The following is a 25,870-nucleotide window of genomic DNA, read 5'->3' as shown; positions in this document are numbered from 1 at the left end:
CCATACATATAAGAGGTGTTGATTTCTGGATGCTTCAATGGGACGTGTTCTTGTCAGTTTGTTGATTTTGTTTGCTTCTGTGGGGGCATTGCCCGCTTTTGCAGATATCACCATTGCGGTGATTGGCAAGACCAAGAACGATACGTTTTATGAACAGACCTTCGCAGGCTGCGAAGAATTTTCCAACAGACAGAATGACCTTACATGCATCTATGACGGTCCGATTGATTATCAGGACACCCGCTCACAGGTCTATGTGGTTGAAAAGGTTTTGAAACAGAATGTGGATGGCATTCTGATTTCCACAACAAATTCAGATTTTTTGGTCGATAGCGTGTTGAAACGCGCAAAAGAACAAGGTGTCAAGGTGATGACCTTTGATTCCGATCTTTTGGATCAACATCATGATTATCGCATTGCTTATGTGGGGACTAATAATTTTGACTTCGGTGTCGCCCTTGGGGATTATGCCAAGCGGTTTAAAAAAGACGGAGAGACGCAAATCTGTATCCAGTCTGGCAGTGACAGTACACCCAATCTGAATGAACGTATCCGCGGTGTGCGTTTTGCCTTGTCCGGGAATGACAGTAATCAAAAGCTGACGGGTGAAAACGGCTGGGTCGAATATGTGCGTTGTCCGTTTTATTCGCTGGGGAAGCGTGACCGCGCGGTTCATCAGCTCAAACATTTGCTTTCGCGCAAGGAAGCCCCGATTTTTCTGGCTGTTGCGGGCTTTGCGCAATTCTCACCCAACTATATTCAGACCATGTTGCCTTATCGTGATCAGATCAAATCAGGTGAGCTTGTGATTATTTCTGCGGATGCGGAAAAAGTGCAGCTGCAGGCGCTGGAGCAGAACCTCTCCACCATCAATATCGGCCAGCGCCCCTTTGAAATGGGACGCTATGGGGCCGAGTTACTCTATGACGTGATCAAGCACAACAAAATGCCTGAGAAAGAGATCAACTATCTTGGGTTCTTTTACTGCCGCGAAGACAATGGCGTTGATTGCCGGACGGATTAAAACAGCATCCCATGGGCAATGGTACGCAGGATGATGGCAATGGCGGCCCCGTATAGGGCAGGCATGAGGACTTCAGCCACCCTTTTACCAGCAGAGATCAGGACCGCAACCCCAGCCACATCATAAGGATGAATGAGGAAGCCAGCCAGGCGGTTGAATTCCTGCACGTTGATAAGCCCCTGATCCATAAATTCTTTGACCACACCCATCATGGCCGTACCGCCTGCGATATATTTGGTGATGGTTGCCATGATAAAGCTGCCGGGCAGGTTGAAGGCATTGAGCATCGGCGTGAGCAGTTCTTCCAGAAAGCTCATGACACCAGCTGCGCGCATCAACGCAACAAAGACCAGAGCCAGCACCAGCATGGGGATGGCGTTGAGGCTGATCTTCAGCGCTTCAGCGCCTGCTTTGTTGATGACATCCAGTACACCTTTGGGGCCATCTGCATCTTTGTGTTTGACGACCATGGGGTTTTCATCATCCCGGTCCGGGAGATTGCGTGCAAAAATGTGATAGGTAAGACCCGCCCCGATCAATCCGCAGATGGTGGAGATCAGCATGGTCATAGGTGCGTTCAGGCCAAGGGCAGCCATCGGGAAGGTGACATTGGCCTGTGCCATACCCAATACCATGGCGAGCGTTGCGGCAATATGACGACGCGGTGATCCACCCTTATCCATCATTGCCAATGTGGCCATGGGTGCAGCAAAACTGACAAACAGCACTTGGAACATGGCAAAGACACCAAGGCCGGGCAGGCCGAAGGGGCGCAGGATCGGGGTAACCCAGATAACGATGCGATCCAGAATGCCTTTGGCTTCAAGAAGACGCATGAAACTGAGCATAACGATCATGACAGGCAGGAAAACAAATAGCGCAAGTTCTACACCTGCGCGGCCCGCATGAAGAATAATATTGGCGAATTCACCCACGACGAAAAACCCCTTAGAGACTGGAGCGCACTTGTATCAGAATTTCAGGAAAATAAAAACCGTCCCGAGCGTGGGGTAGGAACAGGGGGGGAAGTCGCTCGGGACGGCAGGAAACGTGGTTGTCTCAATCTAAATATTGAATAATTCATATTCAGATTTCATCAACTTAGTGAGAACCATTATCAGGCTTGGATCGTTATCTGTCAATACAAATTATAATAATTAAAATTTGTAACTGCCTTCGTTCAATATCAATAGCTTACTGAATTTTAATTAGTTAAATCTAATGTCATTCAGCGTGACATGGCGTGATATTCTGTATTCGGCATCATATCCAGACCGTGGGCCATGCGGTTTGTATAGTTGAAAAAGGCTGCCGTATCAGTGATATCACAAATGGCATCATCGCCCCATCCCGCATCGCGCAGGGCCGTGCGGTCCGCATCGGTGATATCATGAGGGGTGTCGGTCAGTTTCCAGGCGTAATCCAGCATGGCGCGCTGTTTATCTGAAAGATCGGCCACACGATAATTCATCACCATCATTTCCCCCAGTTGCGGGTCCCCGGACAGTTCCCGGATGGCCTGACCATGGGCGACAAGGCAGTAATAACAACGGTTACACGAAGAAACCACAACTGCGATCATCTCGCGTTCCAGCTTGGACAGCACGCTGTCACCCAGCATCAGCTGGTTATAAAATTTGGTGAAGGTGCGGAATTTATCGGGGTTGAAAGTAAAGGCGCGCAGCACATTGGGCACCATATCCAGTTTTTCCTGGCATTTGTCAAAATATCCCTGAATGTCATCGTCCAGCTTGTCCTGGTCGGGCAGGGCAACTTTTACAATATGGTCTGGCTGTGGCATCTCTTCTCTCCCTATCTTTTGAAATATGTTTTGTTACCTAACAAATATCATAGTTCGCTAAAATAGGGAAAGAAGCAGATTGTAAAGATTTGTGAAGCCAAGAGGGCTTAGGCTAAATCCCTTAGTTGGGGAAAAGCTGATCGATTAGCGGGCCGACCTTGGTTTCGGTCTTTCCCCATTTGGCAAGGCTCATCAGGCCAGCTTTATATTCCGCGCTGCCCACAGGGGTGCGTCCCTTGAAAACATCAATTTTGTTGTAGCGAAGATACATCCCGCCGTCCCAGCTCCAGTTCGCGGTATAGCTGAGGTTATATTCACAATCTTCCGGCAGGCGGCCGTCATAGATGCGGGTGGAGATGCGTTTGGCCTCGATCAGGCGTTGAAGCATGGGCTGATACGCACTCATCTTCGTGCTGGGATTGTTGCGAATGCAGACTTCTTCAATGCCGTGGCCCTGTACCGAACGGACATTTTGCTGAATGGCACAAGCACTTAAGCTTGTCGCCGCAATGAGAATTGAGAAGGTCAGAGCGAGTTTTATTTTTTTCATAGTGTGCACCCAATATTACTTTTGAGTGCACACTATAAAACAAGCACGCGTAATGTAAATGGGGAATTAGCGCCCGCCCAAGCACACAGCCATCAAAGCTTTGGTCGCATCAATGATGGCACCACGTGGATCGGTGATCTTGCCTGCTGTCAGCAGGTTCATGGCGTAGTTGGTCGCAACTTGTGTCACAGCCGTTTGCCCGCCTGCACAGAGTGTTTTCATATTTTCCCCGGCACGAACAGCGGCTGCAACTACATCGCCATCGCTGGCTTTCGCAGGGCTTGAAACGGCGGTTACGCTGAGTGCGAAGGCGGCTGCCAAAATGATCTTTTTCATAAATTGAGTCTCCCGATACTGAAATAGGGAAAGACTATCGCAGAAAGACAGGGGAGGGAAGCCTTAACCTTGCTGGGCACGGTTAAGCATCATGTGATCGGCCAGCACGCAAGCCATCATGGCTTCGGCAACCGGAACACCGCGAATGCCGACACAGGGGTCATGGCGGCCTTTGGTGATCAGGTCACATTCGTTGCCATTGGTATCGATGGTTTTGCGTTCCACCAGGATAGAACTGGTCGGTTTGATTGCCACACGCACCACAATATCCTGACCGCTGGAAATGCCGCCCAGGATGCCACCTGCGTGGTTGGACAGGAAGACGGGGTTGCCATCATCGCCCATGCGGATTTCATCGGCATTTTCAACACCGCTGAGGCTTGCTGCATCGAACCCATCACCAATTTCAACGCCTTTGACAGCATTGATGGACATCATGGCTTTGGCAAGGTCCGCATCCAGTTTATCATAAACTGGCTGACCCCAGCCGACGGGAACACCTTTGGCTACGATTTCCAGTACTGCACCGATGGAGGAGCCATCCTTGCGGATACCGTCCAGATAGGTTTCCCATTCCTTTGCCACAATCGGATCAGGGCAGAAGAACGGGTTGTTGTCGATTTCAGCTGCATCAAAGCGAGAACGATCGATTTTATGCGGGCCGACTTGAACCAGATAGCCTTTGATATCAATCCCGTCGCCCAGAACTTTACGTGCAATGGCACCTGCGGCAACGCGCATGGCGGTTTCACGGGCACTGGAACGTCCGCCACCGCGATAGTCACGAATGCCATATTTTTCCCAATAGGTATAGTCGGCGTGACCGGGGCGGAATTTGTCCTTGATGTCGCCGTAATCTTTGGAACGCTGGTCCTGGTTGATGATTTCCAGACCAATCGGTGTGCCTGTTGTTTTACCTTCAAACACACCGGACAGGATGCGCACTTCATCCGGTTCTTTACGCTGGGTGGTAAAGCGGCTGGTTCCGGGTTTACGTTTTTCCAGCCAGAACTGGATGTCTTCTTCCTTCAGATCAATCCGGGAGGGAACGCCATCGACGATACATCCAATGGCAGGGCCATGGCTTTCCCCAAAGGTGGTGAAGCTGAAAACGTGACCGAAACGGTTACCGGACATTATGAAGTGCCTTCGTCTAGATTAATGCGTTTATTATGATGTTGCGATATCCGGGGCGTCCACGGCCTTCATACCAACCGTATGGAAACCGGAATCCACATGATGAACTTCGCCTGTGACACCAGAAGAAAGATGCGACATCAGGTAAAGACCACTGCCACCAACATCATCCATGGATGTGTTGCGACGAAGCGGGGAGTTCAGCTCGTTCCATTTCAGGATATAGCGGAAGTCACCAATGCCGGAAGCTGCCAGTGTTTTCATTGGGCCAGCAGACAGCGCATTTACACGAATGCCGTCTTTACCCAGATCTTCTGCCAGATAACGAACGGAAGCCTCAAGCGCAGCTTTGGCCACACCCATGACGTTGTAATGCGGGATAACACGTTCTGCACCATAATAGGTCAGTGTCAGCATGGATCCGCCTTCGTTCATCATCGCAGCTGCACGTTTGGCAACAGCTGTGAAGGAATAGCAGGAAATATCCATGGTCATCAGGAAGTTGTCGCGGCTTGTATCCACATAGCGGCCTTTGAGTTCTGATTTATCAGAATAGGCAATGCCGTGAAGAACGAAGTCGATTTTGCCCCATTTTTCTTCCAGTGCATCAAAAACAGCGTCGATGCTGCCTTGGTCTGTTACGTCACATGGCAACAGAATGTCAGAACCAACAGATTCAGCAAGTGGTGCCACACGTTTTAGAAGCGCATCACCTTGATATGTAAAAGCAAGGTCAGCGCCTTGTTCTTTTAATGCTTTTGTAATACCCCAAGCGATTGAACGCTCGTTGGCGACCCCCATGATCAGACCTTTTTTACCAGCCATTAGCCCAGCTGCAGTCATGACATCCTCACTTAAATATTCACGCGGTTGATTGAATTGTTCCCTTTTTTGCATTTTTTCAAAGAAGGGTTCAATATTTCTTTGAACTTTGTATAGGATAATATCAAGAAAGGGGAAAGGATTCTCTCCTCACAATTTGCAAGTTTTTGGAAATATTTGGTAACAAAACATGGATCACGCTGAAAAAAAGCCCTTCGACAAGCAGGCCTTGGGCGAAATTTGGAAAATCATCATACGCAGATTTGGGGAAGATCAATGCATGCGGATCGCAGCATCCCTAAGCTATACCTCGCTTTTATCGCTGGTTCCGTTGATGGCGATCAGCTTTGCGATCTTTGCGGCCTTTCCTGCCTTTGAAGGCGTTCAGCATGAAATTCAGGCCTATGTCTTTGAAAATTTCGTGCCTGCAGCAGGGGATGCAGTTTCCAGTTACTTGAATACTTTCATGGCAAAAACGGGCGGTATGACAACCTTGGGGATTGTTGGTTTGGGTGTGACGGCCATTATGCTGCTGGCGACCATTGAAGATGCGCTCAACCGAATCTTTCGCGTGCGGGTCAAACGCCCGTTTGTCTCGCGCTTGTTGATGTTCTGGGCGGTTTTGACTTTGGGGCCGCTTCTGATGGGGGTGAGCCTGTCGCTTTCCACCTATTTTTATGCGCTGACGAACTGGGTGGAACAGGATGGCCTGGGCGGCGTCAGCGTTTCTGGTTTTCTAAGTTTCGTTCTGCCCAACGTCATGGTGATGGCGGCGCTGACGTTTTTTTATATTTTTGTGCCGAACCGCAATATCTCCTGGAAAAATGGTGTGATCGGCGGGGTGGTTGCCGGCATTCTCTTTGCTGTTTTGAAAAAACTGTTTGGTCTTTATGTTTCCAACTTCCCATCCTATCAGGCCATCTATGGCGTGCTTGCGGCCATTCCGATCTTTCTGGTCTGGATGTATCTGACCTGGGCGGTGGTGCTGATGGGCGCGTTATTGACGGCATCACTGGAAGATTTTGAACGTTTGGATCAGACCAAAAAGAAAGAGGTCACGCCAGCAGATCGTATGATGGGGGCGCTGGAGGCCCTGCGTTTGTTAAAGGTGCAGCATGTGGCGGGCGGGTCACTCTCAGATCATGTGATTACCAAGGAACTCGGTAGCCATATTGCGGCCGATGTGATGAAACTGTTGAATGAAGCAGGGTTCGTTGCGGTCACCGAAGATGAACAATGGGTGCTGGCACGTGATTTGACTGAAACAAATCTCGCTGAACTTCACAAGACCCTGGGGCTTGATCTGACCGAAGCCAGCTATGTCCATGAAAAGCCACAACAAGCAATCGCGGCCGCCGAACAAGCCCGCATTCAGGCCATGAGTAAGGCTTTGGCCGAGGTTGTGGGGTAGGCTGTTCCCCCAAGAGACGTCATGGCGCACGAGTTGCGCCATAATGGGTGGAAGCCTGAGCACTGAGTTTTCCCCTAACCCCGCAATACATACGGGGTGACGTTGGGCGGGTGGTTGTGCCGCGGTCATTCCTGCGCAGGCAGGAATCTAAACGGACATGTTGATTGAGATCCCTGCCTTCGCAGGGATGACGGTGCTTGTCGGTATCACTTCAGTTTCTGAACAGCCGTTTCAAGCGCACTTAAATAATTCGAGCGATCATTCTTCGAAAATGACTTCCCGCCGCCGCCTTCAATCTGTCCACTATCACGCAAATGGGTCATGAGGTCACGAGTGGCAAGGGCCATACCGATGCTGTCGGGGGTGAATTCCTTGCCATTGTGATTAAGCGTTAGAGCGCCCTTTTTAACGCAACGGTCCGCCAGCGGGATATCGCCTGTAACGCAGATGTCCTTATCGGTAATATGATCCGCAATCCAGTTATCGGCTTCATCCGGGCCTTCGGGGGCCACAACGATGTTGATCAGCTGACTTTGGGGCAAACGCAGCCATTGGTTGGAGACAAAATGCACCCTGATGTTATGGCGCGCCACCACTTTCAAGGTTTCATCCTTAACCGGGCAGGCATCTGCATCTATATAAATTTCGACCAATTGGGAACTTTCTAAATCGGATCAATACTGATTGTCGTCGTGTAGACATTTCCATCACGATATATGGTCATGGGGATATTGTCTTGGCCAATTTTCTGGCCCGCCAAGTCTAAAAAGTGCTGGAAGTCTTCAACGTTAACATCGTTAAATGATAAAATGATATCTCCGCGCATGAGGTTCGCTTTGAAGGCCGCAGATCTCTTAACAACGGCTTGAATGGCAGCTCCAAAGTTGCTGTTAATTGCCTTGCGCTCTTTTGTATTTAAATCTCGTACACTGACACCAACCCCACCTGGTTTGCGTTTGACGAAGAAGATGACATCATGATCGAAGATATTGACTTTATTTGGGATCAGGACAGGTGTTGACCCGTATGTGGTGGATGTCCCGGATAGGTACGCTGTGTTCAAATTACCTGTATTGCTATTCAGAGCCATGATGCTGCCATCATGATAGGTTGTTGTTGTATCTGGCATTTGCATGACGAAGGAATTGTCATCTGTGCGTTTATATTGTTTCCAGAAGAGAACTTTGCTTGCACCAACTTTTTGCGCGACGGCTTGAACCTGATTCTCATTCGCCCCTTCAGCCCAGAAGGTTGAGTTTCCAGTCGTTACATATCCTTGTTCAACAATGTTCCAGAAATTTTCAACAAAATTTTCTTTGTTTGTGTATATGATTTCTGCTGGTCCATTACTCAGAATAACTTGTCGCGGGTCCATTTGGGTTCCGTGCGATTTATAGAATTTATCTACATTGTTCACGCAGGCTGACAAAAGAAGTGCGAGGCACAGGGCCGCCAAGGTTCTCATATTTATATTCCTACTTAATCTATACACTTTTGGGGAGTTTATAGAGTAGGTTATGAGATTGGAAGTGAAAACTAGCTTTTCTTCGCACGCACAGAATAGGGGTTCTTCTTCGACCATTTTTTGACGAAGTCAGCGAATTCCTTGTCGGATTTTTCGGGCAGCATGACGCGGAGTTTGACGTATTGGTCGCCCTGTTTGCCATCCTTGCCTTTGATCCCTTTGCCGCGCAGACGAAGGGTGGTACCGGAGTTTGCGTTTTCAGGTACTTTGACGTTGACCGCGCCATCAATGGTCGGGGCTTCGATTTTGGCACCCATAACGGCTTCTGGCACTGTGATGGGTAGGTCCAGATGAATGTCGTTGCCTTTGCGCGAAAAATTCGGGTCCGGCTTGATGTGGATTTCCACCATCGCATCCCCGGATGGCGCGCCGTTTAAGCCCGGCATGCCTTGGCCTTTCAGGCGCAGGGATTGGCCGTCTTCAAAGCCTGCGGGCACATTGACGCTCAGTTCCTTGCCAGTTGGCAGGCGCACGGTCTTTTTACAGCCGCGCGCAGCTTCTGAAAAATCCAGTTCCAGCCAGCAGTTGACGGTTGCGCCTTTTTGCTGAGGATGGGTTTCATCCCCGCCAAAGCCGCCGAAACCACCGCTGCCAAAGCCACCGCCGAAGCCGCCCCCACCGAAGGGGCCACCGCCGCGTGACCCGCCGCCACGGGCCTGATTGGCAAAATCTCTGAAAATATCATGGAAGTCCGCGCCAGCCCCACCGCCAGCACCGCCGCGACGGCGTCCGCCGCCTGCAAAGCCGCCGGAACGAAATGTCGGGTTGCCTTCTGCATCGATCTGGCCGCGATCAAACTGGATACGTTTGTCTTCGTCAGACAGAAGCTGATAGGCGGACTGAATTTCTTTAAAGCGTTCTTCTGCACGCGCATCGCCTTGATGCAAGTCAGGATGGTTCTGGCGAGCCAGTTTGCGATATGCGGTTTTGATATCGTCTTGGCTGGCTGATCTTGAAAGGCCGAGAACTTTATATGGATCTCTCATTTATTCTTTTTATCCTGTGTTACATCTTTTAGGCGTTTATGCGGGCATAGATTTAATCTGCTTAGGGCAATTAGTCAACGGTGCGCCACGTCCCATCGGGGCGGCGGCATGCCATGCCGTTGATGGTTTCCAGCATGCCGTCGATGGTGACCGTGCTGGTATATTCGCGGCATTGTTCCCCAGTGGCGGTTTCTTCGACGGCGGCCGTTGGGGTGACGCGGCCGTAATTCCCACTTTCAGGGTTGTTCCAGGCGGAATATTCCCCGGCAGAATTATTTTCAAGTGCGTCTTGTGCCGCATCTTCATATTTCATGCGGTCTACTTCATCCAGGGACTGACCGACGGAGTTGCCCAACCAGGCCCCGGCCAGTGTGCCTGTCGCAACCGCAATCAGTTGCCCATCGCCTTTGCCAACTTGCGAGCCTACAACCGCACCAGCAACCGCCCCCAAAATGGTGCCGATGGTTTCTTTCTGACCATCTGTCATGGTGGTTTCACAGCCTGTTAACATGGCGGTTGCCGCAATCATGCAACTGAATTTTGATAAAGACATCTGTTTGACCTTCCCCAAAGGGTGATAAAAGACTATGTAATGAATTCTTATCTCTTACTAATTTAGGATACCAGACCCGTGACGCAAAGCCCTAATCCCATTTCCCTGTTTCACGAATGGTTGAGCGAAGCAGAAAAAAGCGAAATCAACGATCCAACTGCCATGTCTTTGGCAACGGCAACAAAAGACGGTGTGCCCTCTGTACGCATGGTTCTGTTAAAGGGTGCAGATGAGCGCGGATTTGTCTTTTACACCAACCTCGGCAGCCGCAAGGCCGCTGAATTGCAGGAAAATAAAAACGTTGGCCTGTGTCTGCACTGGAAATCCCTGCGCAAACAGGTGCGTGTTGAAGGGGAAATAGAACCTGTCAGTGATGAAGAAGCGGATGCTTATTTCCAAAGCCGTGCGCGTGTCAGCCGCATTGGTGCCTGGGCATCCAAACAGTCCCAGGAAATGGAAGGCCGCTTCGAGCTGGAAAAACGTGTGGCGGAATATACCGCCAAATTTGGCGTCGGTGAAATTCCACGCCCCGATTTCTGGGGTGGGTTTCTGGTGCGCCCGCGTGTGATTGAATTCTGGTCGGATCAAAAATTTAGACTTCATGATCGTATCGTGTATAAGATGGGCGAAAATGGATGGGAAACAACGCGTTTGTTCCCTTAAAGAAAACACGATAACCAAGCAGGCCTGAACCGTGAATATCAGCCAACAGGAATTAAGCAAGCCGCAGTTGATGCGTGCTGCAACCTATGCCTCTGTCAGTGTGGCGGTGATTTTGATCGTCGTGAAATTCTATGCCTGGCTGGCAACGGATTCTGTCAGTCTGCTGTCCACATTGGTTGATTCTGTGTTGGATGCGGGGGCTTCACTGGTGAACCTGATTGCCATCCATTTTGCCTTGCAGCCAGCCGATAGCGAGCATCGCTTTGGTCATGGCAAGGCAGAACCGCTGGCAGGGTTGATGCAGTCAGGCTTTATTTTTGCTTCTGCATTGTTCCTGATCATTGAAACAGGCAATCGTTTCTTAAACCCAAGCGCTGTGGAAAATAGCGAGATGGGGATTATCGTCATGGTGATCTCAATCGGGTTGACCGTTGCGTTGGTTCTGTTTCAGAAATATGTGGTTCGTAAAACCAAATCGGTGGCGGTGTCTGCTGATTCGCTTCATTACACCACAGATATTCTGGTGAATGTCGGGGTGATCGTGGCGCTTGTGGTGGCGGCTTATACGGACTGGCTGTGGTTTGATCCGCTGGTCGCAGGCGTGATTGCCATCTACATCCTTTACAGCGTGCGTGAAATTGCTGTGGAAGCCATGGACCTGTTGATGGACCGGGAATTCGAAGAAGAAGAACGCGCCAATATCATGAAAATTGTGCTGGAACATCCGGGCGTTTTGGGTGGACACGACCTGCGCACCCGTTCCAGTGGCCCACAGAGCTTTATCCAGCTGCATCTGGTGCTGGACGGCAATCTGACCCTGCGCGATAGCCATGCCATCGCTGATGAGGTGGAATTTAAACTGGGCGAAGCTTATCCGGATGCTGAAATCCTGATCCATCAGGACCCACACGATGTGGTCGAAAATCCACCGAACTTTGCCAAGTATGTAAAAGTGAAGAAGCGCACTAACCGGCGAAGTAAGTAAGAGGGGCCGATTAGTGCGCTGGGGGAGGCAAACTTGAAGTAAGGTCGCCTTATTCCTTAACTGAACGCTTCACCCGGTTTTGCGCCAAGCTTTTTCAGGATCGTGGCCAGCGGGCAAAAGCCGGTAAAGGCCGCCTGAAACAGGTTTGCGCCCACAAAGGCTGTCAGCCACCAGAAATTCGGGTGGACATAGAAAGTCAGCGCCAGTGAAATCAGGACAACAGCGCCTGCAAATGCCATAACGATACGATCAATAGCCATGTTCTATCCTTGCTTTTCCAATGTGGGGCAATAAAGCCCATAAAGTGTTTCAATCAATGCCGTGACTTCACTTGAAGCCAGGGAGTAATAAACCGTTTGTGATTCTCTGCGTGTGGCGACCAGTCGTTCAGCGCGCAGTTTCGCAAGGTGCTGGGACAGGGCGGATTGCTTTAATCCCACCAGTCCTTCCAGCTCCCCAACGGATTTTTCACCGTTGCCCAACTGACATAAGATCATCAGGCGTCGTTCGTTCCCCATCATCTTGAGCAACTCAGCCGCCGCCAGTGCCTTGTTTGCAAAACCATCAATATTCATAGTTGCTAATTTAGTAATAATTGATATTATTGTCAAATGATTTATGGCAAATGGGATTATCCAATGAATGCGCAGCGTTTTTTTCTCACCTTTCTCATGGCTAGTGGCTTTGCCTTCTCGGCACAGGCCGCAGACACCTTTATGGTCACCACAGAACAGGTTGAGGATCGAAAGGCCGTGCTGGCAACGGTGCAGAGTGTGGATATGACCTCTGCACGTGCGCGTATCGGCGGGACCATCACCGAATTGCTGGTTGATGAAGGCACGGATGTTGAAGAAGGCCAAGTCATCGCGCGGATCAAGGATGAAAAGCTCGATTTGGAAATGCAGGCTGTTGAAGCGCGAACCGCCTCCCTGAAAGCGGAACGCAAGCTAGCAGAGATTGCATTGAACCGTGCCCAGCGTCTGCGCAAAAGCGGGGCTGGATCACAAGCCAAACTGGATGAAGCGCGTACCAATCTGGATGTAGTGGTCAAAAACCTGAAGGCCATGGAAAGTGAACGTGACCTGGTGTTACAGCGTATGCGTGAAGGCGCTGTTTTATCGCCGACCAATGGCAAGGTTATTTTGGTCCAGGGCGCAAAAGGCGTAGTTGTGATGCCCGGTGAGCCCATCGCCGATATTGCAGACCAAACCTATATCCTGCGCATTCAAATTCCCGAACGTCACGCCCGTTTTATCCAGAAAGGAGATTTGGTGCATTTGGGTCAAGATACTAAAAACGGGATGAGCATTGGTATCATCCGTCAGGTCTATCCTGAAATGCGACAGGGCCGGGTTGTTGCCGATGTAAATATGGATAAACTGGACAATCTCTTTATCGGGGAACGGATCAAGGTTTATGTTGCGACCGGAAAACGCGAAACCATGCTGATCCCGTGTGATTTGATCAAGGTGCGATATGGGCTGCATTACGTAAAACTGGCCGATGGCACCGATGTGGTTGTTCAGCCTGGCAGTCTTCAAAAAGATGTCTGTGAAATCCTTTCTGGTCTGCGCAATGGGGATGAGCTTTTGCTGTCCGCTGCGGTTGAATAAGGGGAGGGGGCATATGAAACTCGGTATCTCCGGCCATATCACCAAGGTCTTTATCACCTCGCCTTTAACGCCTTTATTGCTACTGGCCTCCCTCGTTGTCGGGATGGTGGCATTGGTCATGCTGCCGCGTGAAGAAGAACCACAGATCAGTGTGCCCATGGTGGATATTATGGTTGCTGCCAATGGCTTAAAAGCGACCGATGCGGTGGAACTGGTGACCGAACCACTGGAAGATATCATCAAAGCCATTGATGGGGTAGAACATGTCTATTCCCAGACTCAGGATGATCAGGCCGTTGTGACCGCCCGTTTTCTTGTGGGCACAAGCGAAGATGATGCCATCTTGCGGGTGCATGAAAATATCCGCGCCAATTTAATACGCCTGCCCAATGGGGTGGGGGAACCTGTCATTGTGGGGCGTGGCATCAATGATGTGGCGATTGTCACCCTGACACTTTCCCCTAAAGACGGCAATCTGGATCGCTGGGATGATCACGCGCTTTATAATGTGGCCGATGAATTGCAGCACGAACTGGTGAAGGTGAATAACGTTGGTCTGTCTTATATCGTTGGCGGGCGCGATGATCAGATCAGGGTGGAACCAGACCCGGAAAAGCTCGCCCTTTATGGCATTGCGCTCAATCAGTTGATCGACAAGATCGAACATGCCAACCGTTCTTTCCAGATCGGGCGTTTGCGTGATTTGAATAAATCCGTGCCTGTTGTGGCGGGGCAGACTTTGCAGGGCGTGCCGGATATCGGGTTGTTGTTGCTGACCTCTTATGATGGTCGTCCGGTCTATGTGAAAGATGTTGCTCATGTGATTATGGGCGCGCAGCCTGCAGAAAAACGGGTCTGGCAGTTGGAAAAGGCAGAAGACGGCACATTGGTTCAAAAGCCCGCTGTCACCCTTGCTTTTGCCAAACGACAAGGGGCTAATGCGGTCTTCGTGGCGGACGAAATCCTTGCGCGTCTGGAAACGGTTAAAGGCAAGTTGCTGCCCGATAATGTGCAGGTGGACATCACCCGAAACTATGGGGAGACCGCGACGGAAAAAGCTGATGAATTGTTGTTCCACCTCGGCCTTGCCACCATTTCCATTGTGGTGCTGATCTTCTTCACCGTGGGCTGGCGTGAAGCCATCGTGGTGGCTTTTGTTATCCCGACGACCATCTTGTTGACGCTCTTTGCCTCTTACCTGATGGGCTATACCATCAACCGGGTCAGCCTGTTTGCGCTGATTTTCTCCATCGGCATTCTTGTGGATGACGCCATTGTGGTGGTGGAAAATATCGTGCGTCACTGGAATATGGATGATGACCGCACCCCCTTGCAGGCGGCAATCGAAGGGGTGGCCGAAGTCGGCAACCCGACGATTATCGCGACGCTTACTATCGTGGCGGCGCTCTTGCCCATGATGTTTGTCTCCGGCCTGATGGGACCTTATATGAGCCCGATCCCGGCCAATGCCTCTGCCGCCATGCTGTTTTCCTTTTTCGTCGCTGTCATTATCACACCCTGGTTGTTGATGAAACTGCGCGGTAAGGGCGTCAATCATGTGGAAGCAGAAGATGGCGGCAAGATGGGGCAGTTCTATGCCCGCTTTGCCCGACCCCTTTTGGAAGGACGTTCCCGATCCAAAAAGTTCCTCACCATCGTCGGTGTGGCGACTATTGCCTCTTGCGGTTTGTTCTATACCAAAAGCGTGACGGTCAAGCTGTTGCCGTTTGACAATAAATCGGAAATTCAGGTGGTGATCGATCTGGCAGAAGGGGCCAGTCTGGAAGAAACCGAGCGGGTAACCATGGCTGTTGCCAGGCAGTTAAAGGATATTCCGGAACTGATGAATATGCAGGCCTATGTCGGGACCTCCATGCCCTTTAACTTCAACGGGTTGGTGCGTCATTATTATCTGCGTGACAAGCCGGAATATGCTGATGTGCAGTTGAACCTTCTGCCCAAAGCTGAACGCGACCGCGAAAGTCATGAGATTGCTTTGGAAGTGCGTGAACTCATAAAGGGCATTGATCTGCCAGAGGGGGCGTCGTTAAAGGTGGTGGAAGTTCCGCCCGGCCCACCGGTGATGGCAACATTGCTGACTGAGGTTTATGGCCCAGACGCCGAAACACGTCGTAACGCGGCTGCAAAACTGCGCGGTGTGTTTGAAGAGATTGATTTCATCGTTGATGTGGACGATAGCTTCGGTGCCCCCAGCCAACGCCTGCGCATCGCCATTGATCAGGAACGCCTCGAATTCCATGGGGTGGAAGAAGATGCGATGTTTGACACGCTGGGTGCCTTGCTGGGTGGCGTGCGTGTGGGATATTCTCATCGCGGATCTGGCGTGGACCCGATGGAGATCATGGTGCGCCTGCCCAAGGCGGATTTGCATATGTCTGAACGCCTGCTCTCCACCCCCATTCCGTCCCTGAAAGGCAATGTGGAATTGGGCGAGGTCGTGACCCTGAATAAAGAAACCGCGTCCCACCCCATTTTCCGCCGTGATGGCTATGGGGCAGAGATGGTCACGGCAGAACTGGCTGGTGCCTATGAAGCCCCGATTTACGGCATGTTCGCCGTGGAAGACGCCTTGGCAGCGGTTGATTGGGGGGACTTGGGTACGCCCATGATGAAATACCACGGCCAACCCATTGACGAAAGCAATGTGACCTTCCTCTGGGATGGGGAATGGGAAATCACCTATGTCACCTTCCGCGACATGGGCGCGGCCTTTGGCGTGGCGATTTTGGCGATTTATTTGCTGGTGGTCGGTCAGTTCGGCAGCTTCAAACTCCCGCTGGTGATTTTGGTCCCGGTGCCGCTGACCCTGATCGGCATCGTGCTCGGCCACTGGATGTTCAACGCGCCCTTTACCGCAACCTCCATGATCGGCTTCATCGCGCTGGCAGGCATCATCGTTCGAAACTCTATCCTGCTCGTCGATTTCATCCGCCATCGACTGGGGGAAGGTCGTCCCATGCGTGATGTTTTGTTAGAGGCTGGCATGATCCGCTTCAAACCGATCTTCCTGACCGCTGCGGCTGCGATTATTGGTGCTGCGTTTATCCTCGCGGACCCGATCTTCCAGGGCCTTGCGATTTCGCTGGTGTTTGGGCTGTTTTCATCGACGGCACTGACGCTGCTGGTGATCCCGGCGATCTATGTGGTGCTGAGGGATGACGGCAAGGAGATATCTTGAGGGGAAGGGGACCTGTGATCCACTTTTTTTATTTTCATCTCGCACTCCTCTCGCTGTCATTCCGCACCCCGCTGCGGGATAAGGGGTGGAAGTCAGTCACCTGCTTTAACTCATTATGGCGCGACATATGAGACATGATTGGTTTTGATTCAGTTATAGCAATACAAATGGGATTTAAAAGTTATTGAACTTCTGAATGTGCCCGGAAACCAAATCTCTTAGATAGATTTTATAATCTCCGCTGGTGCGTTCCCTAATACGGTATGCCAGTGTTGATCCATCAGCAGAAAGTGCAAAGTGTTCGATGAACGTCTTGTGATCCGTTAATTGTTTAAAGTCTTTTCCGTCAAATGTATAAAATTCGTAGATATAGATACCGTCGTGTGATTCTAGGTTGGTCTTTTGGACCAGAATTGTCCTATTGGGCATAACTGTGGGCGAATAAGCATCTTCCTCTTCTATATCGAATAGTTCTTCATACTTTCCTGTGGTTATTGATATTTTCCACAGTTTACGTTTTAGTTCTTTTGAGTTGTTATACCTTGCTGCCACGACAATGTGCTCAGGATCATAAAAATAAGGTGCTCCTGTAAAATCGAATGCATAATCCGTAATCCGTTTTTGGGTCTGTGTTTTACGGTCATAGATCGCAAAGGCAAAATTGTGAAATTTGGGCACGCCTGTTGATTTTCGAAGAGTTTTATAAACAATCTTGTTGCCACCCGGAGAGAAACTGGGGGAGTAAATGGGATTGTCAGATTTTATGATTTCGATTGGTTTTGGATTCTCATCTGCTATGATTTGGATGTCGTAGAGGTGTCTGTGATAATTTTGTACGGCGAAAGCGGCATATTTTCCATCTTGAGAAAACTGTGGGAGTTGAATATTCGCACCGGGCGGAATTTCTGAACGTTGTTTTTCTCCTGACTTTGTATTCCATTGAACCATATGGCGTTTATCATTTTTTTTCTTCGATATAGTATAGCGTTTCCTTGGAAAGGGTGAACTGAGTTTTCAGTTTAGGCCCGGGTGAGTAACTACAGGCCGACAATGCCAATAGAAGGCAAAAAAGAGTAGATGCTTTTACAATGTGGAATGACTTGCGATTCATGAATGCTGGCCCCCATGTGTTGTGTTTTTGTTGTTTGAATTTACTATACATAGTATGGATTTTGTCTTCATTAAATAATTGTACCCTTCTTCCACCCCTTATCCCGCAACGGGGTGCGGGATGAGATTGTGTGGTGTGCGTTCGCCTTGGTGCCAACCAACAAAAAAGGCCTCTCCCCGCTGGGAAAGGCCTTTCTCACATCTTCTTAAAACCGAAGAACTTATTCTTCAAACACATAGGTCCCGGGTGCATCACAAATTGGCGAGTAGTTCCCGCCTTCTGTGCCCATTTTGGGTGGGGTGATTTGTTTGGAGGAATTGGTTTTTAGCCATTTCTGCCATGGCTCCCACCAGGAGCCCTCAACGACTTCCTGACTTTCCGCCCATTCAGCAGGGGGGATGAAGCGGTCGTTGTCGAGTTTGGTAGCCATCTGGTAGTGACGGCGCGGGTGGCCGGGCTCGTTCACAATCCCGGCGTTATGCCCGCCGTTGGTCAGAACGAAGGTGACGTCGGTATCCACGATCTGGTGTAGTTTGTAAACTGATTTCCAAGGGGCCACATGGTCTTTGCCTGTGGCAACAGCAAAGATCGGCACGCGGATGTCGGAAACGGCAATCGCTTTGCCACCTACTTCGAAACGACCTGCTGCCAAATCGTTATTCAGGAACAGGCGACGCAGATATTCCGTATGCATTTTGTAGGGCATGCGGGTGGCATCGGCGTTCCAGCTCATGAGATCATTGACGCGGGGTTGTTCGCCCAAAAGGTACTCGCTGACCATCTTCGACCAGATCAGGTCAAAAGAGCGTAACAGCTGGAAGGCACCGGACATTTGTTTGGTATCCAGATAACCCTGATCCCACATCATGTCTTCCATGTAGGAAATCTGGCTCTCATCGATAAAGAGCATCAGTTCACCAGCTTCGGAGAAATCGGTCTGGGTGGTGAATAGAGAAATTGTTTTCAGGCGGTCATCTTCATCCCGCGCCATGGCAGAAGCCGCAATGGTCAGAAGCGTGCCGCCCAGACAATAACCCACACCATGGACTTTTTGATCCGGCACGATTGTGGTGACGGCATCCAGAGATTCCATGACACCTTGGGTGACATAATCTTCCATGGTCAGGTCGCGGTCTTTTGCTGTCGGGTTGTGCCAGGAGATCATAAAGACCGTATGGCCCTGATCGACCAGATATTTCACCAGTGAATTATATTGCGATAGATCAAGGATGTAATATTTCATGATCCAGGCAGGCACAATCAGGATGGGTTCTGCATCCACCTTTTTGGTGGTTGGTTCATACTGGATCAGTTCCACCAGACGGTTGCGATAGACCACCTTCCCTTTGGTGCAGGCGAGGTTTTCACCGACCTTGTATTTGCTTTCCGCCGCGTTATGTTCATCGGTGATGTTGCTCATCACCTCGTTCCAGAAGTTTTCAGCCCCTTTCACCAGGTTTTGGCCGCCCTGTTCCATGGTGGTTTTAAGCACGTGCGGGTTGGTGGCGAAGAAGTTGGTGGGGGAAATAATATCCAGCCACTGACGCGCGCCAAAGGACACCATATTTTCGTGGTGCTTGGACACACCCGGGATGCCCATGGTCGCGTAATGCCACCATTGTTCTTTCATCAAAAAGCCTTGGGCGATCACGTTAAACGGAAACTGTTTCCATTCATCGGCGCGAAAACGGCGATCTTCCGGCAGAGGCTGGATGAAATCGGGGATGTCCGGGTCCATGGTGGCACGCGCTGCCCAGATGTTGAAATCGATGGTTTTGCGTGCAAAGTTTTCTGACATCTCGCTGACCTTGCCCGGTGAATGGGCCATATGGACCAGCCAGTCGAAATAGGCAACCATGATCGATGCAGGCGACAGGCCATTGGTCATGCGACCTTCAAGCGCGTGGATAGCGCGATCGATACTATTTTTTACGTTGGGGACTGACATTTTTGTCATGATTATTTAAACTCCAGCGAGATTATTTTTGTGCACGTTGCATTGCAGCAATATAAGCACAGATTGCTTCACCTTCAAATGATTAGGGTCAAATTCATGAAAGTTTCACAAGATAGTCCTTTGGTAGCCGAAATGACGACATGGCGTCGCCACTTCCATGCCTACCCGGAAACGGCCTTTGAAGAGGTCATGACCTCGGACTTTGTGAAAGCCCGTCTGGAAGAATTTGGCCTGGAGGTTCATCAAGGCCTGGCTGTCACTGGTGTTGTGGCAACGCTTAAAAATGGCGATGGTCCCGCGATTGCACTTCGTGCCGATATGGATGCGCTGAATATGGTGGAACATTCAGGCGTACCCCATTGTTCAACCCATGACGGCAAGATGCATGGCTGCGGCCATGATGGACATATGGCGATGTTGCTGGGTGCGGCGAAGTACCTGTCTGAAAATCGGAATTTTAACGGCACTATCTATTTTGTCTTCCAGCCTGCTGAAGAAACCAAAGGCGGCGGACGTGTGATGGTGCAGGAAGGCTTGTTTGACAAATTCCCAGCCGAAGCGGTCTTTGGCATGCACAACTGGCCGGAAATGCCGGCTGGTACCATGGCGATGAAGCCGGGGCCATTGATGGCGGCAGCTGGAACCATGGAGATCAAGATTGTGGGCGAAGGTTGCCACGGGGCCATGCCGCATTTGGGACGTGACCCGGTGGTGATTGCCAGCGAAGTGGTCATGGCCTTGCAAACCATCCCCGCGCGTGTAGTGAATCCGCTGGATGCGGCCGTGGTGACGGTTGCCCAGATCAACGCGGGTCATACCTGGAACGTGATCCCGGAAGATGTGACCATGCGCGGGACGGTGCGGTCTTTTAGAACCGAAGTCCATGAAACCATCGTTGAAAAGATGGAACGCATTGTCAAAGGCATCTGTGAAGCCCATGGGGCAAGTTATAGCTTTAACTATATGCCCGGCTATCCCGCGACGTTGAATGATGCGGAACAAACCAAGGTTTGTGCGCGTGCGGCTATTCAGACTGTCGGGGAAGATAATGTTGATTTCGACCCGGTCCCGAGTATGGGGGCAGAGGATTTTTCTTATATGCTGCAGGCCAAGCCGGGCTGTTATGTGTGGCTCGGCACCGGGGGGATCCCGGGGGGATGTCTGCTGCATAACCCCGGTTTTGATTTTAATGATGATGTGCTGCACATCGGGGCGAGCTATTGGGTCAATCTGGTGGAAGATATCCTGAAAGCTTAATGAAGCGTTGGTGTTGCCACAACGGTTGTGTCATTACGTAACATGGCTTCCAGGCGGGAGGCACGCATAAATAAATCCAGGCTGCGATCCATCAGGCTGATTAATCCTTTTGGGCATAGGTCCAGACATTCTGTGCGCGCTTTCAGGCAGGTTGTTTCTTCGGATAAAGGTTGGTGAAGGTCGGTTGCTTCACCGCGATTCAGTTCGTTATTCAGGATCGCTTTTTCGGTCATAAGCCATGCCATCGTATGGGACAGCCGGGAGGTAACGCGCAATGATTCTGTTGTTACTTCTAAGCGCTTTACGGGCACCAGGTGGCGGACTTGGCGTCGTATCTTATGCATATGATAATATTCGGCTTCTTCTAATAACCTGAGTGTTTCATCAAAGGTTTTTTCGAGCCATAAATACGTGGTGTCGGCCGTCCCCATACGATGTCTCCGCCAGTTGGTACATGGCGGATGTTGTTTGGTTAATGAATGCTTTGACTTGTGCAGTCAAAGTCGTCGAACGCATCCGCCATAAATTCATATGTGTCTTCGTGGATGCGAATTCCAGAAATTTCTGGATAGCGTGCCACCATCCAGAGAACATATTTGGCAACCAGCACGCCATCTTCGTCGCGCATGGCGTCCCGGATCAACTGTGCAATGACGCCCAGGCGGTTTTCGCGTTCCAGGAAAAAGGTCGGTCCAAACCAGGCATCTGAAAACTTGCGCAGTTCCAAATCCATATTGTCAGCGTGGTCGCGTTCAAATTCATCCAGCACGGTCGGATCAAAGCGCACAGGATAAGGCGCACCATCCATGGCGATGAAAAAAGAAAGATCGGTTTGCATGGCACTCTCCTTTTAAAGAACGCTAAAAAGGTTTTCTAATTTTCATCTTATAGGTTCTTTCGAACCAATCAAATGTGCATAAGAGTCATCAAATATTAAGCTTTTGCCCCCATAGTAGTATGGCCCTAATACGTGTTCTAGGGTTGAAATCTGCAGGTTTCTACTGCTGGGTACTATTGTATGGGCAGGAAAGTGCGGATAATTTTGTGATGTTTGGACGTAAGATACGTATCAGTCGTAATGGCATCCAGCACAACGGACTGATCTTTCTTTGTGCGGGTATAAACGTCTAGGGAGACAGCATCGCGCACCCACCATTTATAATGGCAGCTTTCAATGGCATAAGTGCTTTTGCCTTTGCAGTAATTGTCAAAGGGCCGACCAAAGAGGGTGCCGAAAAATTTCAGCGTTTCTTTTTCTTTCAAGTGACTATAGGTCTGTGTCGCCTTGATGCGAAAGGCAACAAACTCCTTATTTTCTGCGATAAACCAGACGGTATAATGTGCGCCTTCAAATTTATGGCGTCCCACGACCCACCCGTCCCGGTTCTGCGTTAAAAGCAAATCCGGGTATTTCCTTTTAAGGTCATCCACCCGTTTGCCCAGGTCTTCAACCTTGATTTCTGGATAGGGTGAAATGTGTGATTTTTTGCTGGGGTTGATATGGTCTTTCAGCAAGGCCGCATAGATAAAACCACCAAGAACGAGAGAGAACAGCGCCAGCATAACAGAGATTTTTCTGGTGCTTGAGGGTGGTCTGGAGGGTTTATATTTTACCTTATAAGGGCTTGCCATCGCGTAGAAAACTTTCGTTAAAAATCACCTTTACGTTTCTAATATAATAGGCGTAACCCAAAAGGAGTATGACGGCGCGCACAGTCAAAGAAAAAACCGCAAAGGTTGAAACTTTGCGGTTTTTAAGGGGGAGAAGTTGATTGAATGATTGGTTTAAATTATTCAGCCAATTCTATTTTTGCAGCTTTTCTGTTTCTGAACCAGTCCTGCACATTGGCACGCAGCATCAGGGCAGACGGGGTGACAACCAATGTCAGCACTGTTGCGAAACCCAAGCCAAAGAAGATGGCCGTTGCCAGTTGCACCCACCATTGTGTGGATGGCGCACCAGATGTGATTTCACGGGTGAAGAAGTCGATGTTCAGTTGTAACACCATGGGCAACAGACCTAACATGGTGGTGACGGTGGTCAGCAAGACCGGACGCATACGCTGGGCCCCGGTCAAAACGATGGCGTCGTAGGCGGAACCCGTTTCATGTTTTAAGCGATCAAACGTGTCGATCAAAACGATGTTGTTGTTCACCACGATCCCGGCCAGGGCAATTACACCGACGCCGCCCATGACGATGCCAAAGGGTTGAGCGGTGATCATCAGGCCAATAAAGACCCCGATGGTGGACATGATGACGGCACTTAGGATCAAGAAGGCGCTATAGAAGCTGTTAAATTGTGTCACCAGAATAATCGCCATGATGAAAAGCGCGACCCCGAAGGCATTGACGAGGAATTCCTCGGCCTTGCGTTGTTCTTCATCTTCACCTTTGAATTCAATCTTGATGCGCGGATCAATGTTTTGATCCTTCAGCCAGGCTTTGATCTCGTTCAGTTTGGCATCCACATTGATGCCTGCTTCCACATCAGCCTTGACCGCCATGACACGGAACCCGTCAATCCGGTTGACCTTGCCAGTGCGTTGTTCGGCTGTGCGTGATACAAAGTTTGAAATCGGCACCGTGCCAGCTTCGGAATTGATGCGGATGTTCTGCAGCTGATCAATGGTACGGTTTTCTTTTGGGAAACGCGCACGGATTTCAACTTCATCATCGGTATCATCCGGGCGATATTCCCCCAGTTTCAGACCGGATGTGGTCATCTGGATAAAGTCACCCACCAAACCAATGTTAGCACCAAATTTGGACGCTTGGGCACGGTCTACATCCAGTTCCCAGTCAATACCAGGAAGCGGACGGGAATCTTCAAGGTTCAGCAGTCCATCGACTTGTTCCAGGCCTGCACGGATTTGTGCAACGGCTGGTGCCAGCAATTCCGTATTGCGCGACGAAAGTTGCAGGTTGATCGGCTTGCCTGTTGGCGGGCCTTCTTCCTGTTTGCGGGCATCAACTTCGATACCGGGGATATCGGCGGTCATATCCTTGATTTCAGCCAGAATGACGTTTGCCGGGCGGCGTTCATGCCATTCTTTGAATTCAAGCGACACTGTTCCAATGATATCTTCGGCTTCTTCGCTTTGTTCAGGCGCGCCGATGCGGGTGTAGATGGTTTTAAATTCGGACATCGGCAGAATACGGGATTCCACAGTTTCCAGAATTTCTTTTTGTTCCCATACAGACAAGTTACCGCGTGCACGAACCTGCACGATGGCATTTTCTGGTTCGATTTCCGGGAAGAATTCAACACCTTTACCAAAGTTTGCATAAGTGATCTGCACACCGATCAGCATGGCAAAAGCTGCAAACAGAATTTTTGCGGGGTGTCGCAGCGCTTTTTGCAAAAGACCGATATAGGTTCCGGTGATGCCATGCAGGTTGGACAGGTCAGTTTCTTTCTCAGGAGAAACTTCGCTTAGTTCCGGTACAGCGGCAGAGGCTTTCCCAAACAGCGAGCCCAGTGTCGGCACAAAGATTAGTGCCATCAACAAAGAGGCCGAAAGGGTGGCAATCAGGGTGATCGGCATGAATTTCATGAACTCACCCACAACCCCCGGCCAGAAGAGCAAAGGCAGGAACGCAGCCAATGTTGTTGCGGTCGAAGCTGTGATCGGCCAGGCCATCCGTTGAGCTGCAAGGCCATAGGCTTTACGACGATGCAGGCCTTCGATCATTTTACGGTCTGCATATTCGGTCACAACAACCGCGCCATCAACCAGCATACCCACTGCCAAAATCAGGCTGAAGAGAACAACGATGTTCAGTGTCATATCCATAGCAGACAGCACAAGGATACCGGCCAGGAATGAGCCCGGGATCGCCATGCCCACAAGGCCTGCGGTACGCATGCCAAGGGCAGCAACCACAACCACCATCACCAGCAAAATAGCGCTCAGCACGTTGTTTTGCAGGTCCAGCAGCATGGTACGGATCTGGTTGGATCGATCTTGTGAGAATGAAACGTCGATGTTCTGTTTCAATGTGTCCGGCCAGGCTTCTTGTTCCACTGCAACGATTTCACGCACGCGCTCAATCGTTTCAATGATGTTTTCGCCTGTACGTTTGGAAACTTCCAGGGCAATAGCGGGGGAGCCGTTGACGCGGGCAAAGCTGACCGGGTCTTTAAAGGTACGGCGCACTTCGGCAATATCACCAAGGGTAACAACCGCATCGCCATCGACCTTTAAAGGCTGGTTCATGATATCGAACACAGTTTCATAAAGACCAGGAACCTTAACAGCAAAACGCCCTTGCCCAGTATCTTGTGAACCCGCAGCAACCAGTCGGTTGGATCCGCCAACTGCATTGATGGCATCAGCCGGGGTCAGGCCATAAAGTTCCACTTTGGCCGGATCAATCACGATCTCAACCATTTCATCACGGTCCCCTGCGATTTCGGCTTCCAGAACGGTTGGGATCGATTCAATGGAGTCTTGCAGATCACGAGCGACTTTTACCAAAGTGCGTTCGGGCACATCACCCGCCAAAGTGACAACCAGCACAGGGAAGAGGCTGAAGTTGACTTCATGCACTGTGGGTTCGTCGGTTTCATCTGGCAGTTCAGATTTTGCTAGATCAACTTTTTCGCGCACGTCATCCAAGGCTTTATCTGCATCAAAACCGGCTTCAAATTCCAGGGTGACGTTGCCGCCGCCTTCGTACCCGGTTGAACGCATTTCTTTGATGCCTTCGATGGTACGCAGTTCCTGTTCAAGGGGGCGGATGATCAGACGTTCGGCATCTTCGGGGGAAATACCGTCATGACTTGCGACGACATAGATGATTGGAATGTTAATGTCCGGATCAGATTCTTTGGGGATATTGTTATAAGCAACGGTGCCTGTGATCAAAATCAGGGCAAGGGTCAACAGCACGGTACGCGCATGGCCCAGTGCGGCTTCGATGGCGTTTTTCATGAT

The 25,870-nt window shown here is 50.3% G+C and carries 25 protein-coding genes; 7 read left to right on the top strand and 18 right to left on the bottom strand.

The window, feature by feature from the left end:
* Positions 1-37: 37 nt before the first annotated feature.
* The gene (locus tag RYZ26_RS11005) at positions 38-1,024 is read left to right on the top strand and encodes a substrate-binding domain-containing protein (protein ID WP_317683258.1); all 987 of its coding nucleotides are present in this window, start codon (positions 38-40) and stop codon (positions 1,022-1,024) included.
* On the opposite strand, the gene RYZ26_RS11000 is transcribed toward RYZ26_RS11005, so the two are convergent.
* The 6 genes from RYZ26_RS11000 to fabI form a co-directional block, all read right to left on the bottom strand.
* Positions 1,021-1,959, bottom strand: coding sequence for a nucleoside recognition domain-containing protein (locus tag RYZ26_RS11000; protein ID WP_317683257.1), 939 nt, complete (start codon positions 1,957-1,959; stop codon positions 1,021-1,023). The genes RYZ26_RS11005 and RYZ26_RS11000 overlap by 4 nt on opposite strands.
* 293 nt (positions 1,960-2,252) lie before the next feature.
* Positions 2,253-2,825, bottom strand: a complete 573-nt coding sequence (locus RYZ26_RS10995) for a peroxidase-related enzyme (RefSeq protein WP_317683256.1) — start codon at positions 2,823-2,825, stop codon at positions 2,253-2,255.
* 121 nt (positions 2,826-2,946) lie between these two features.
* Entirely contained in the window at positions 2,947-3,375 is a 429-nt protein-coding gene (locus RYZ26_RS10990; protein ID WP_317683255.1) for an Sbal_3080 family lipoprotein, read from the bottom strand.
* A 66-nt stretch (positions 3,376-3,441) separates the two neighbouring features.
* Positions 3,442-3,711 carry a hypothetical protein gene (locus tag RYZ26_RS10985; protein ID WP_317683254.1) on the bottom strand — a complete coding sequence of 90 codons (270 nt, stop codon included), beginning with the start codon at positions 3,709-3,711 and terminating at the stop codon, positions 3,442-3,444.
* Between the two features lie 63 nt (positions 3,712-3,774).
* Entirely contained in the window at positions 3,775-4,848 is a 1,074-nt protein-coding gene (gene aroC, locus RYZ26_RS10980; RefSeq protein WP_317683253.1) for a chorismate synthase, read from the bottom strand.
* 33 nt (positions 4,849-4,881) lie between these two features.
* A complete protein-coding gene (fabI, locus tag RYZ26_RS10975) occupies positions 4,882-5,691 on the bottom strand; it encodes an enoyl-ACP reductase FabI (RefSeq protein WP_317683252.1) in 810 nt (269 codons plus the stop codon).
* 169 nt (positions 5,692-5,860) lie between these two features.
* Here fabI and RYZ26_RS10970 point away from each other — a divergent pair, with 169 nt between their 5' ends.
* Positions 5,861-7,081 (top strand): YihY family inner membrane protein, encoded by a 1,221-nt coding sequence (locus tag RYZ26_RS10970; RefSeq protein ID WP_317683251.1) that lies wholly within the window; start codon positions 5,861-5,863, stop codon positions 7,079-7,081.
* A 206-nt stretch (positions 7,082-7,287) separates the two neighbouring features.
* Here the strand turns inward: RYZ26_RS10970 and RYZ26_RS10965 are convergent, their stop codons facing one another.
* From RYZ26_RS10965 to RYZ26_RS10950, 4 genes are all read right to left on the bottom strand, one after another.
* Entirely contained in the window at positions 7,288-7,734 is a 447-nt protein-coding gene (locus RYZ26_RS10965; protein ID WP_317683250.1) for a YaiI/YqxD family protein, read from the bottom strand.
* An 11-nt stretch (positions 7,735-7,745) separates the two neighbouring features.
* Complete coding sequence (locus RYZ26_RS10960; protein WP_317683249.1) at positions 7,746-8,546, bottom strand: PDZ domain-containing protein; 801 nt, start codon at positions 8,544-8,546, stop codon at positions 7,746-7,748.
* Positions 8,547-8,617: 71 nt separating this feature from the next.
* Entirely contained in the window at positions 8,618-9,592 is a 975-nt protein-coding gene (locus RYZ26_RS10955) for a DnaJ C-terminal domain-containing protein (RefSeq protein ID WP_317683248.1), read from the bottom strand.
* 70 nt (positions 9,593-9,662) lie between these two features.
* The gene (locus RYZ26_RS10950; RefSeq protein ID WP_317683247.1) at positions 9,663-10,145 is read right to left on the bottom strand and encodes an RT0821/Lpp0805 family surface protein; all 483 of its coding nucleotides are present in this window, start codon (positions 10,143-10,145) and stop codon (positions 9,663-9,665) included.
* A gap of 78 nt (positions 10,146-10,223) precedes the next feature.
* Here RYZ26_RS10950 and pdxH point away from each other — a divergent pair, with 78 nt between their 5' ends.
* Together pdxH and RYZ26_RS10940 are read left to right on the top strand one after the other, a co-directional pair.
* On the top strand, positions 10,224-10,808 hold the full coding sequence (gene pdxH / locus RYZ26_RS10945; protein WP_317683246.1) for a pyridoxamine 5'-phosphate oxidase: 585 nt from the start codon (positions 10,224-10,226) through the stop codon (positions 10,806-10,808).
* A 31-nt stretch (positions 10,809-10,839) separates the two neighbouring features.
* Positions 10,840-11,793 carry a cation diffusion facilitator family transporter gene (locus RYZ26_RS10940; RefSeq protein WP_317683245.1) on the top strand — a complete coding sequence of 318 codons (954 nt, stop codon included), beginning with the start codon at positions 10,840-10,842 and terminating at the stop codon, positions 11,791-11,793.
* Between the two features lie 56 nt (positions 11,794-11,849).
* Here the strand turns inward: RYZ26_RS10940 and RYZ26_RS10935 are convergent, their stop codons facing one another.
* Entirely contained in the window at positions 11,850-12,053 is a 204-nt protein-coding gene (locus tag RYZ26_RS10935) for a YgaP family membrane protein (RefSeq protein WP_317683244.1), read from the bottom strand.
* Positions 12,054-12,056: 3 nt separating this feature from the next.
* Positions 12,057-12,368, bottom strand: coding sequence for an ArsR/SmtB family transcription factor (locus RYZ26_RS10930; RefSeq protein ID WP_317683243.1), 312 nt, complete (start codon positions 12,366-12,368; stop codon positions 12,057-12,059).
* Between the two features lie 63 nt (positions 12,369-12,431).
* On the opposite strand from RYZ26_RS10930, the gene RYZ26_RS10925 reads away from it, so the two are divergent.
* Complete coding sequence (locus tag RYZ26_RS10925) at positions 12,432-13,406, top strand: efflux RND transporter periplasmic adaptor subunit (protein WP_317683242.1); 975 nt, start codon at positions 12,432-12,434, stop codon at positions 13,404-13,406.
* Between the two features lie 13 nt (positions 13,407-13,419).
* Positions 13,420-16,605: an efflux RND transporter permease subunit gene (locus tag RYZ26_RS10920; protein WP_317683241.1), complete on the top strand. Its 3,186-nt coding sequence runs from the start codon at positions 13,420-13,422 to the stop codon at positions 16,603-16,605.
* A 174-nt stretch (positions 16,606-16,779) separates the two neighbouring features.
* On the opposite strand, the gene RYZ26_RS10915 is transcribed toward RYZ26_RS10920, so the two are convergent.
* On the bottom strand, positions 16,780-17,553 hold the full coding sequence (locus tag RYZ26_RS10915) for a hypothetical protein (protein WP_317683240.1): 774 nt from the start codon (positions 17,551-17,553) through the stop codon (positions 16,780-16,782).
* 383 nt (positions 17,554-17,936) lie between these two features.
* Positions 17,937-19,673 (bottom strand): PHA/PHB synthase family protein, encoded by a 1,737-nt coding sequence (locus RYZ26_RS10910; protein ID WP_317683239.1) that lies wholly within the window; start codon positions 19,671-19,673, stop codon positions 17,937-17,939.
* A gap of 96 nt (positions 19,674-19,769) precedes the next feature.
* On the opposite strand from RYZ26_RS10910, the gene RYZ26_RS10905 reads away from it, so the two are divergent.
* The gene (locus tag RYZ26_RS10905; RefSeq protein ID WP_317683238.1) at positions 19,770-20,930 is read left to right on the top strand and encodes a M20 aminoacylase family protein; all 1,161 of its coding nucleotides are present in this window, start codon (positions 19,770-19,772) and stop codon (positions 20,928-20,930) included.
* On the opposite strand, the gene RYZ26_RS10900 is transcribed toward RYZ26_RS10905, so the two are convergent.
* The 4 genes from RYZ26_RS10900 to RYZ26_RS10885 form a co-directional block, all read right to left on the bottom strand.
* Positions 20,927-21,361: a DUF1465 family protein gene (locus RYZ26_RS10900; RefSeq protein WP_317683237.1), complete on the bottom strand. Its 435-nt coding sequence runs from the start codon at positions 21,359-21,361 to the stop codon at positions 20,927-20,929. The genes RYZ26_RS10905 and RYZ26_RS10900 overlap by 4 nt on opposite strands.
* 41 nt (positions 21,362-21,402) lie before the next feature.
* Positions 21,403-21,768 (bottom strand): hypothetical protein, encoded by a 366-nt coding sequence (locus RYZ26_RS10895; RefSeq protein ID WP_317683236.1) that lies wholly within the window; start codon positions 21,766-21,768, stop codon positions 21,403-21,405.
* A gap of 173 nt (positions 21,769-21,941) precedes the next feature.
* Positions 21,942-22,493 carry a hypothetical protein gene (locus RYZ26_RS10890; protein WP_317683235.1) on the bottom strand — a complete coding sequence of 184 codons (552 nt, stop codon included), beginning with the start codon at positions 22,491-22,493 and terminating at the stop codon, positions 21,942-21,944.
* A gap of 227 nt (positions 22,494-22,720) precedes the next feature.
* Positions 22,721-25,867: an efflux RND transporter permease subunit gene (locus tag RYZ26_RS10885; protein WP_317683234.1), complete on the bottom strand. Its 3,147-nt coding sequence runs from the start codon at positions 25,865-25,867 to the stop codon at positions 22,721-22,723.
* Positions 25,868-25,870: the final 3 nt, after the last annotated feature.

Source organism: Terasakiella sediminum (assembly GCF_033100395.1).
Lineage (GTDB): Bacteria > Pseudomonadota > Alphaproteobacteria > Rhodospirillales > Terasakiellaceae > Terasakiella.
The sequence above is the reverse complement of the archived record's forward strand: the minus strand, read 5'-3'. Positions and strand labels throughout refer to the sequence as shown.

Excerpts from the sequence above, each read along its gene's own strand:
- RYZ26_RS11005 (WP_317683258.1), top strand. The coding sequence starts at position 38 with ATGGGACGTGTTCTTGTCAGTTTGTTGATTTTGTTTGCTTCTGTGGGG.
- RYZ26_RS10995 (WP_317683256.1), bottom strand. The coding sequence starts at position 2,825 with ATGCCACAGCCAGACCATATTGTAAAAGTTGCCCTGCCCGACCAGGAC.
- RYZ26_RS10990 (WP_317683255.1), bottom strand. The coding sequence starts at position 3,375 with ATGAAAAAAATAAAACTCGCTCTGACCTTCTCAATTCTCATTGCGGCG.
- RYZ26_RS10985 (WP_317683254.1), bottom strand. The coding sequence starts at position 3,711 with ATGAAAAAGATCATTTTGGCAGCCGCCTTCGCACTCAGCGTAACCGCC.
- aroC (WP_317683253.1), bottom strand. The coding sequence starts at position 4,848 with ATGTCCGGTAACCGTTTCGGTCACGTTTTCAGCTTCACCACCTTTGGG.
- fabI (WP_317683252.1), bottom strand. The coding sequence starts at position 5,691 with ATGACTGCAGCTGGGCTAATGGCTGGTAAAAAAGGTCTGATCATGGGG.
- RYZ26_RS10970 (WP_317683251.1), top strand. The coding sequence starts at position 5,861 with ATGGATCACGCTGAAAAAAAGCCCTTCGACAAGCAGGCCTTGGGCGAA.
- RYZ26_RS10960 (WP_317683249.1), bottom strand. The coding sequence starts at position 8,546 with ATGAGAACCTTGGCGGCCCTGTGCCTCGCACTTCTTTTGTCAGCCTGC.
- RYZ26_RS10955 (WP_317683248.1), bottom strand. The coding sequence starts at position 9,592 with ATGAGAGATCCATATAAAGTTCTCGGCCTTTCAAGATCAGCCAGCCAA.
- RYZ26_RS10950 (WP_317683247.1), bottom strand. The coding sequence starts at position 10,145 with ATGTCTTTATCAAAATTCAGTTGCATGATTGCGGCAACCGCCATGTTA.
- RYZ26_RS10935 (WP_317683244.1), bottom strand. The coding sequence starts at position 12,053 with ATGGCTATTGATCGTATCGTTATGGCATTTGCAGGCGCTGTTGTCCTG.
- RYZ26_RS10930 (WP_317683243.1), bottom strand. The coding sequence starts at position 12,368 with ATGAATATTGATGGTTTTGCAAACAAGGCACTGGCGGCGGCTGAGTTG.
- RYZ26_RS10925 (WP_317683242.1), top strand. The coding sequence starts at position 12,432 with ATGAATGCGCAGCGTTTTTTTCTCACCTTTCTCATGGCTAGTGGCTTT.
- RYZ26_RS10920 (WP_317683241.1), top strand. The coding sequence starts at position 13,420 with ATGAAACTCGGTATCTCCGGCCATATCACCAAGGTCTTTATCACCTCG.
- RYZ26_RS10915 (WP_317683240.1), bottom strand. The coding sequence starts at position 17,553 with ATGGTTCAATGGAATACAAAGTCAGGAGAAAAACAACGTTCAGAAATT.
- RYZ26_RS10910 (WP_317683239.1), bottom strand. The coding sequence starts at position 19,673 with ATGACAAAAATGTCAGTCCCCAACGTAAAAAATAGTATCGATCGCGCT.
- RYZ26_RS10905 (WP_317683238.1), top strand. The coding sequence starts at position 19,770 with ATGAAAGTTTCACAAGATAGTCCTTTGGTAGCCGAAATGACGACATGG.
- RYZ26_RS10900 (WP_317683237.1), bottom strand. The coding sequence starts at position 21,361 with ATGGGGACGGCCGACACCACGTATTTATGGCTCGAAAAAACCTTTGAT.
- RYZ26_RS10895 (WP_317683236.1), bottom strand. The coding sequence starts at position 21,768 with ATGCAAACCGATCTTTCTTTTTTCATCGCCATGGATGGTGCGCCTTAT.
- RYZ26_RS10890 (WP_317683235.1), bottom strand. The coding sequence starts at position 22,493 with ATGCTGGCGCTGTTCTCTCTCGTTCTTGGTGGTTTTATCTATGCGGCC.
- RYZ26_RS10885 (WP_317683234.1), bottom strand. The coding sequence starts at position 25,867 with ATGAAAAACGCCATCGAAGCCGCACTGGGCCATGCGCGTACCGTGCTG.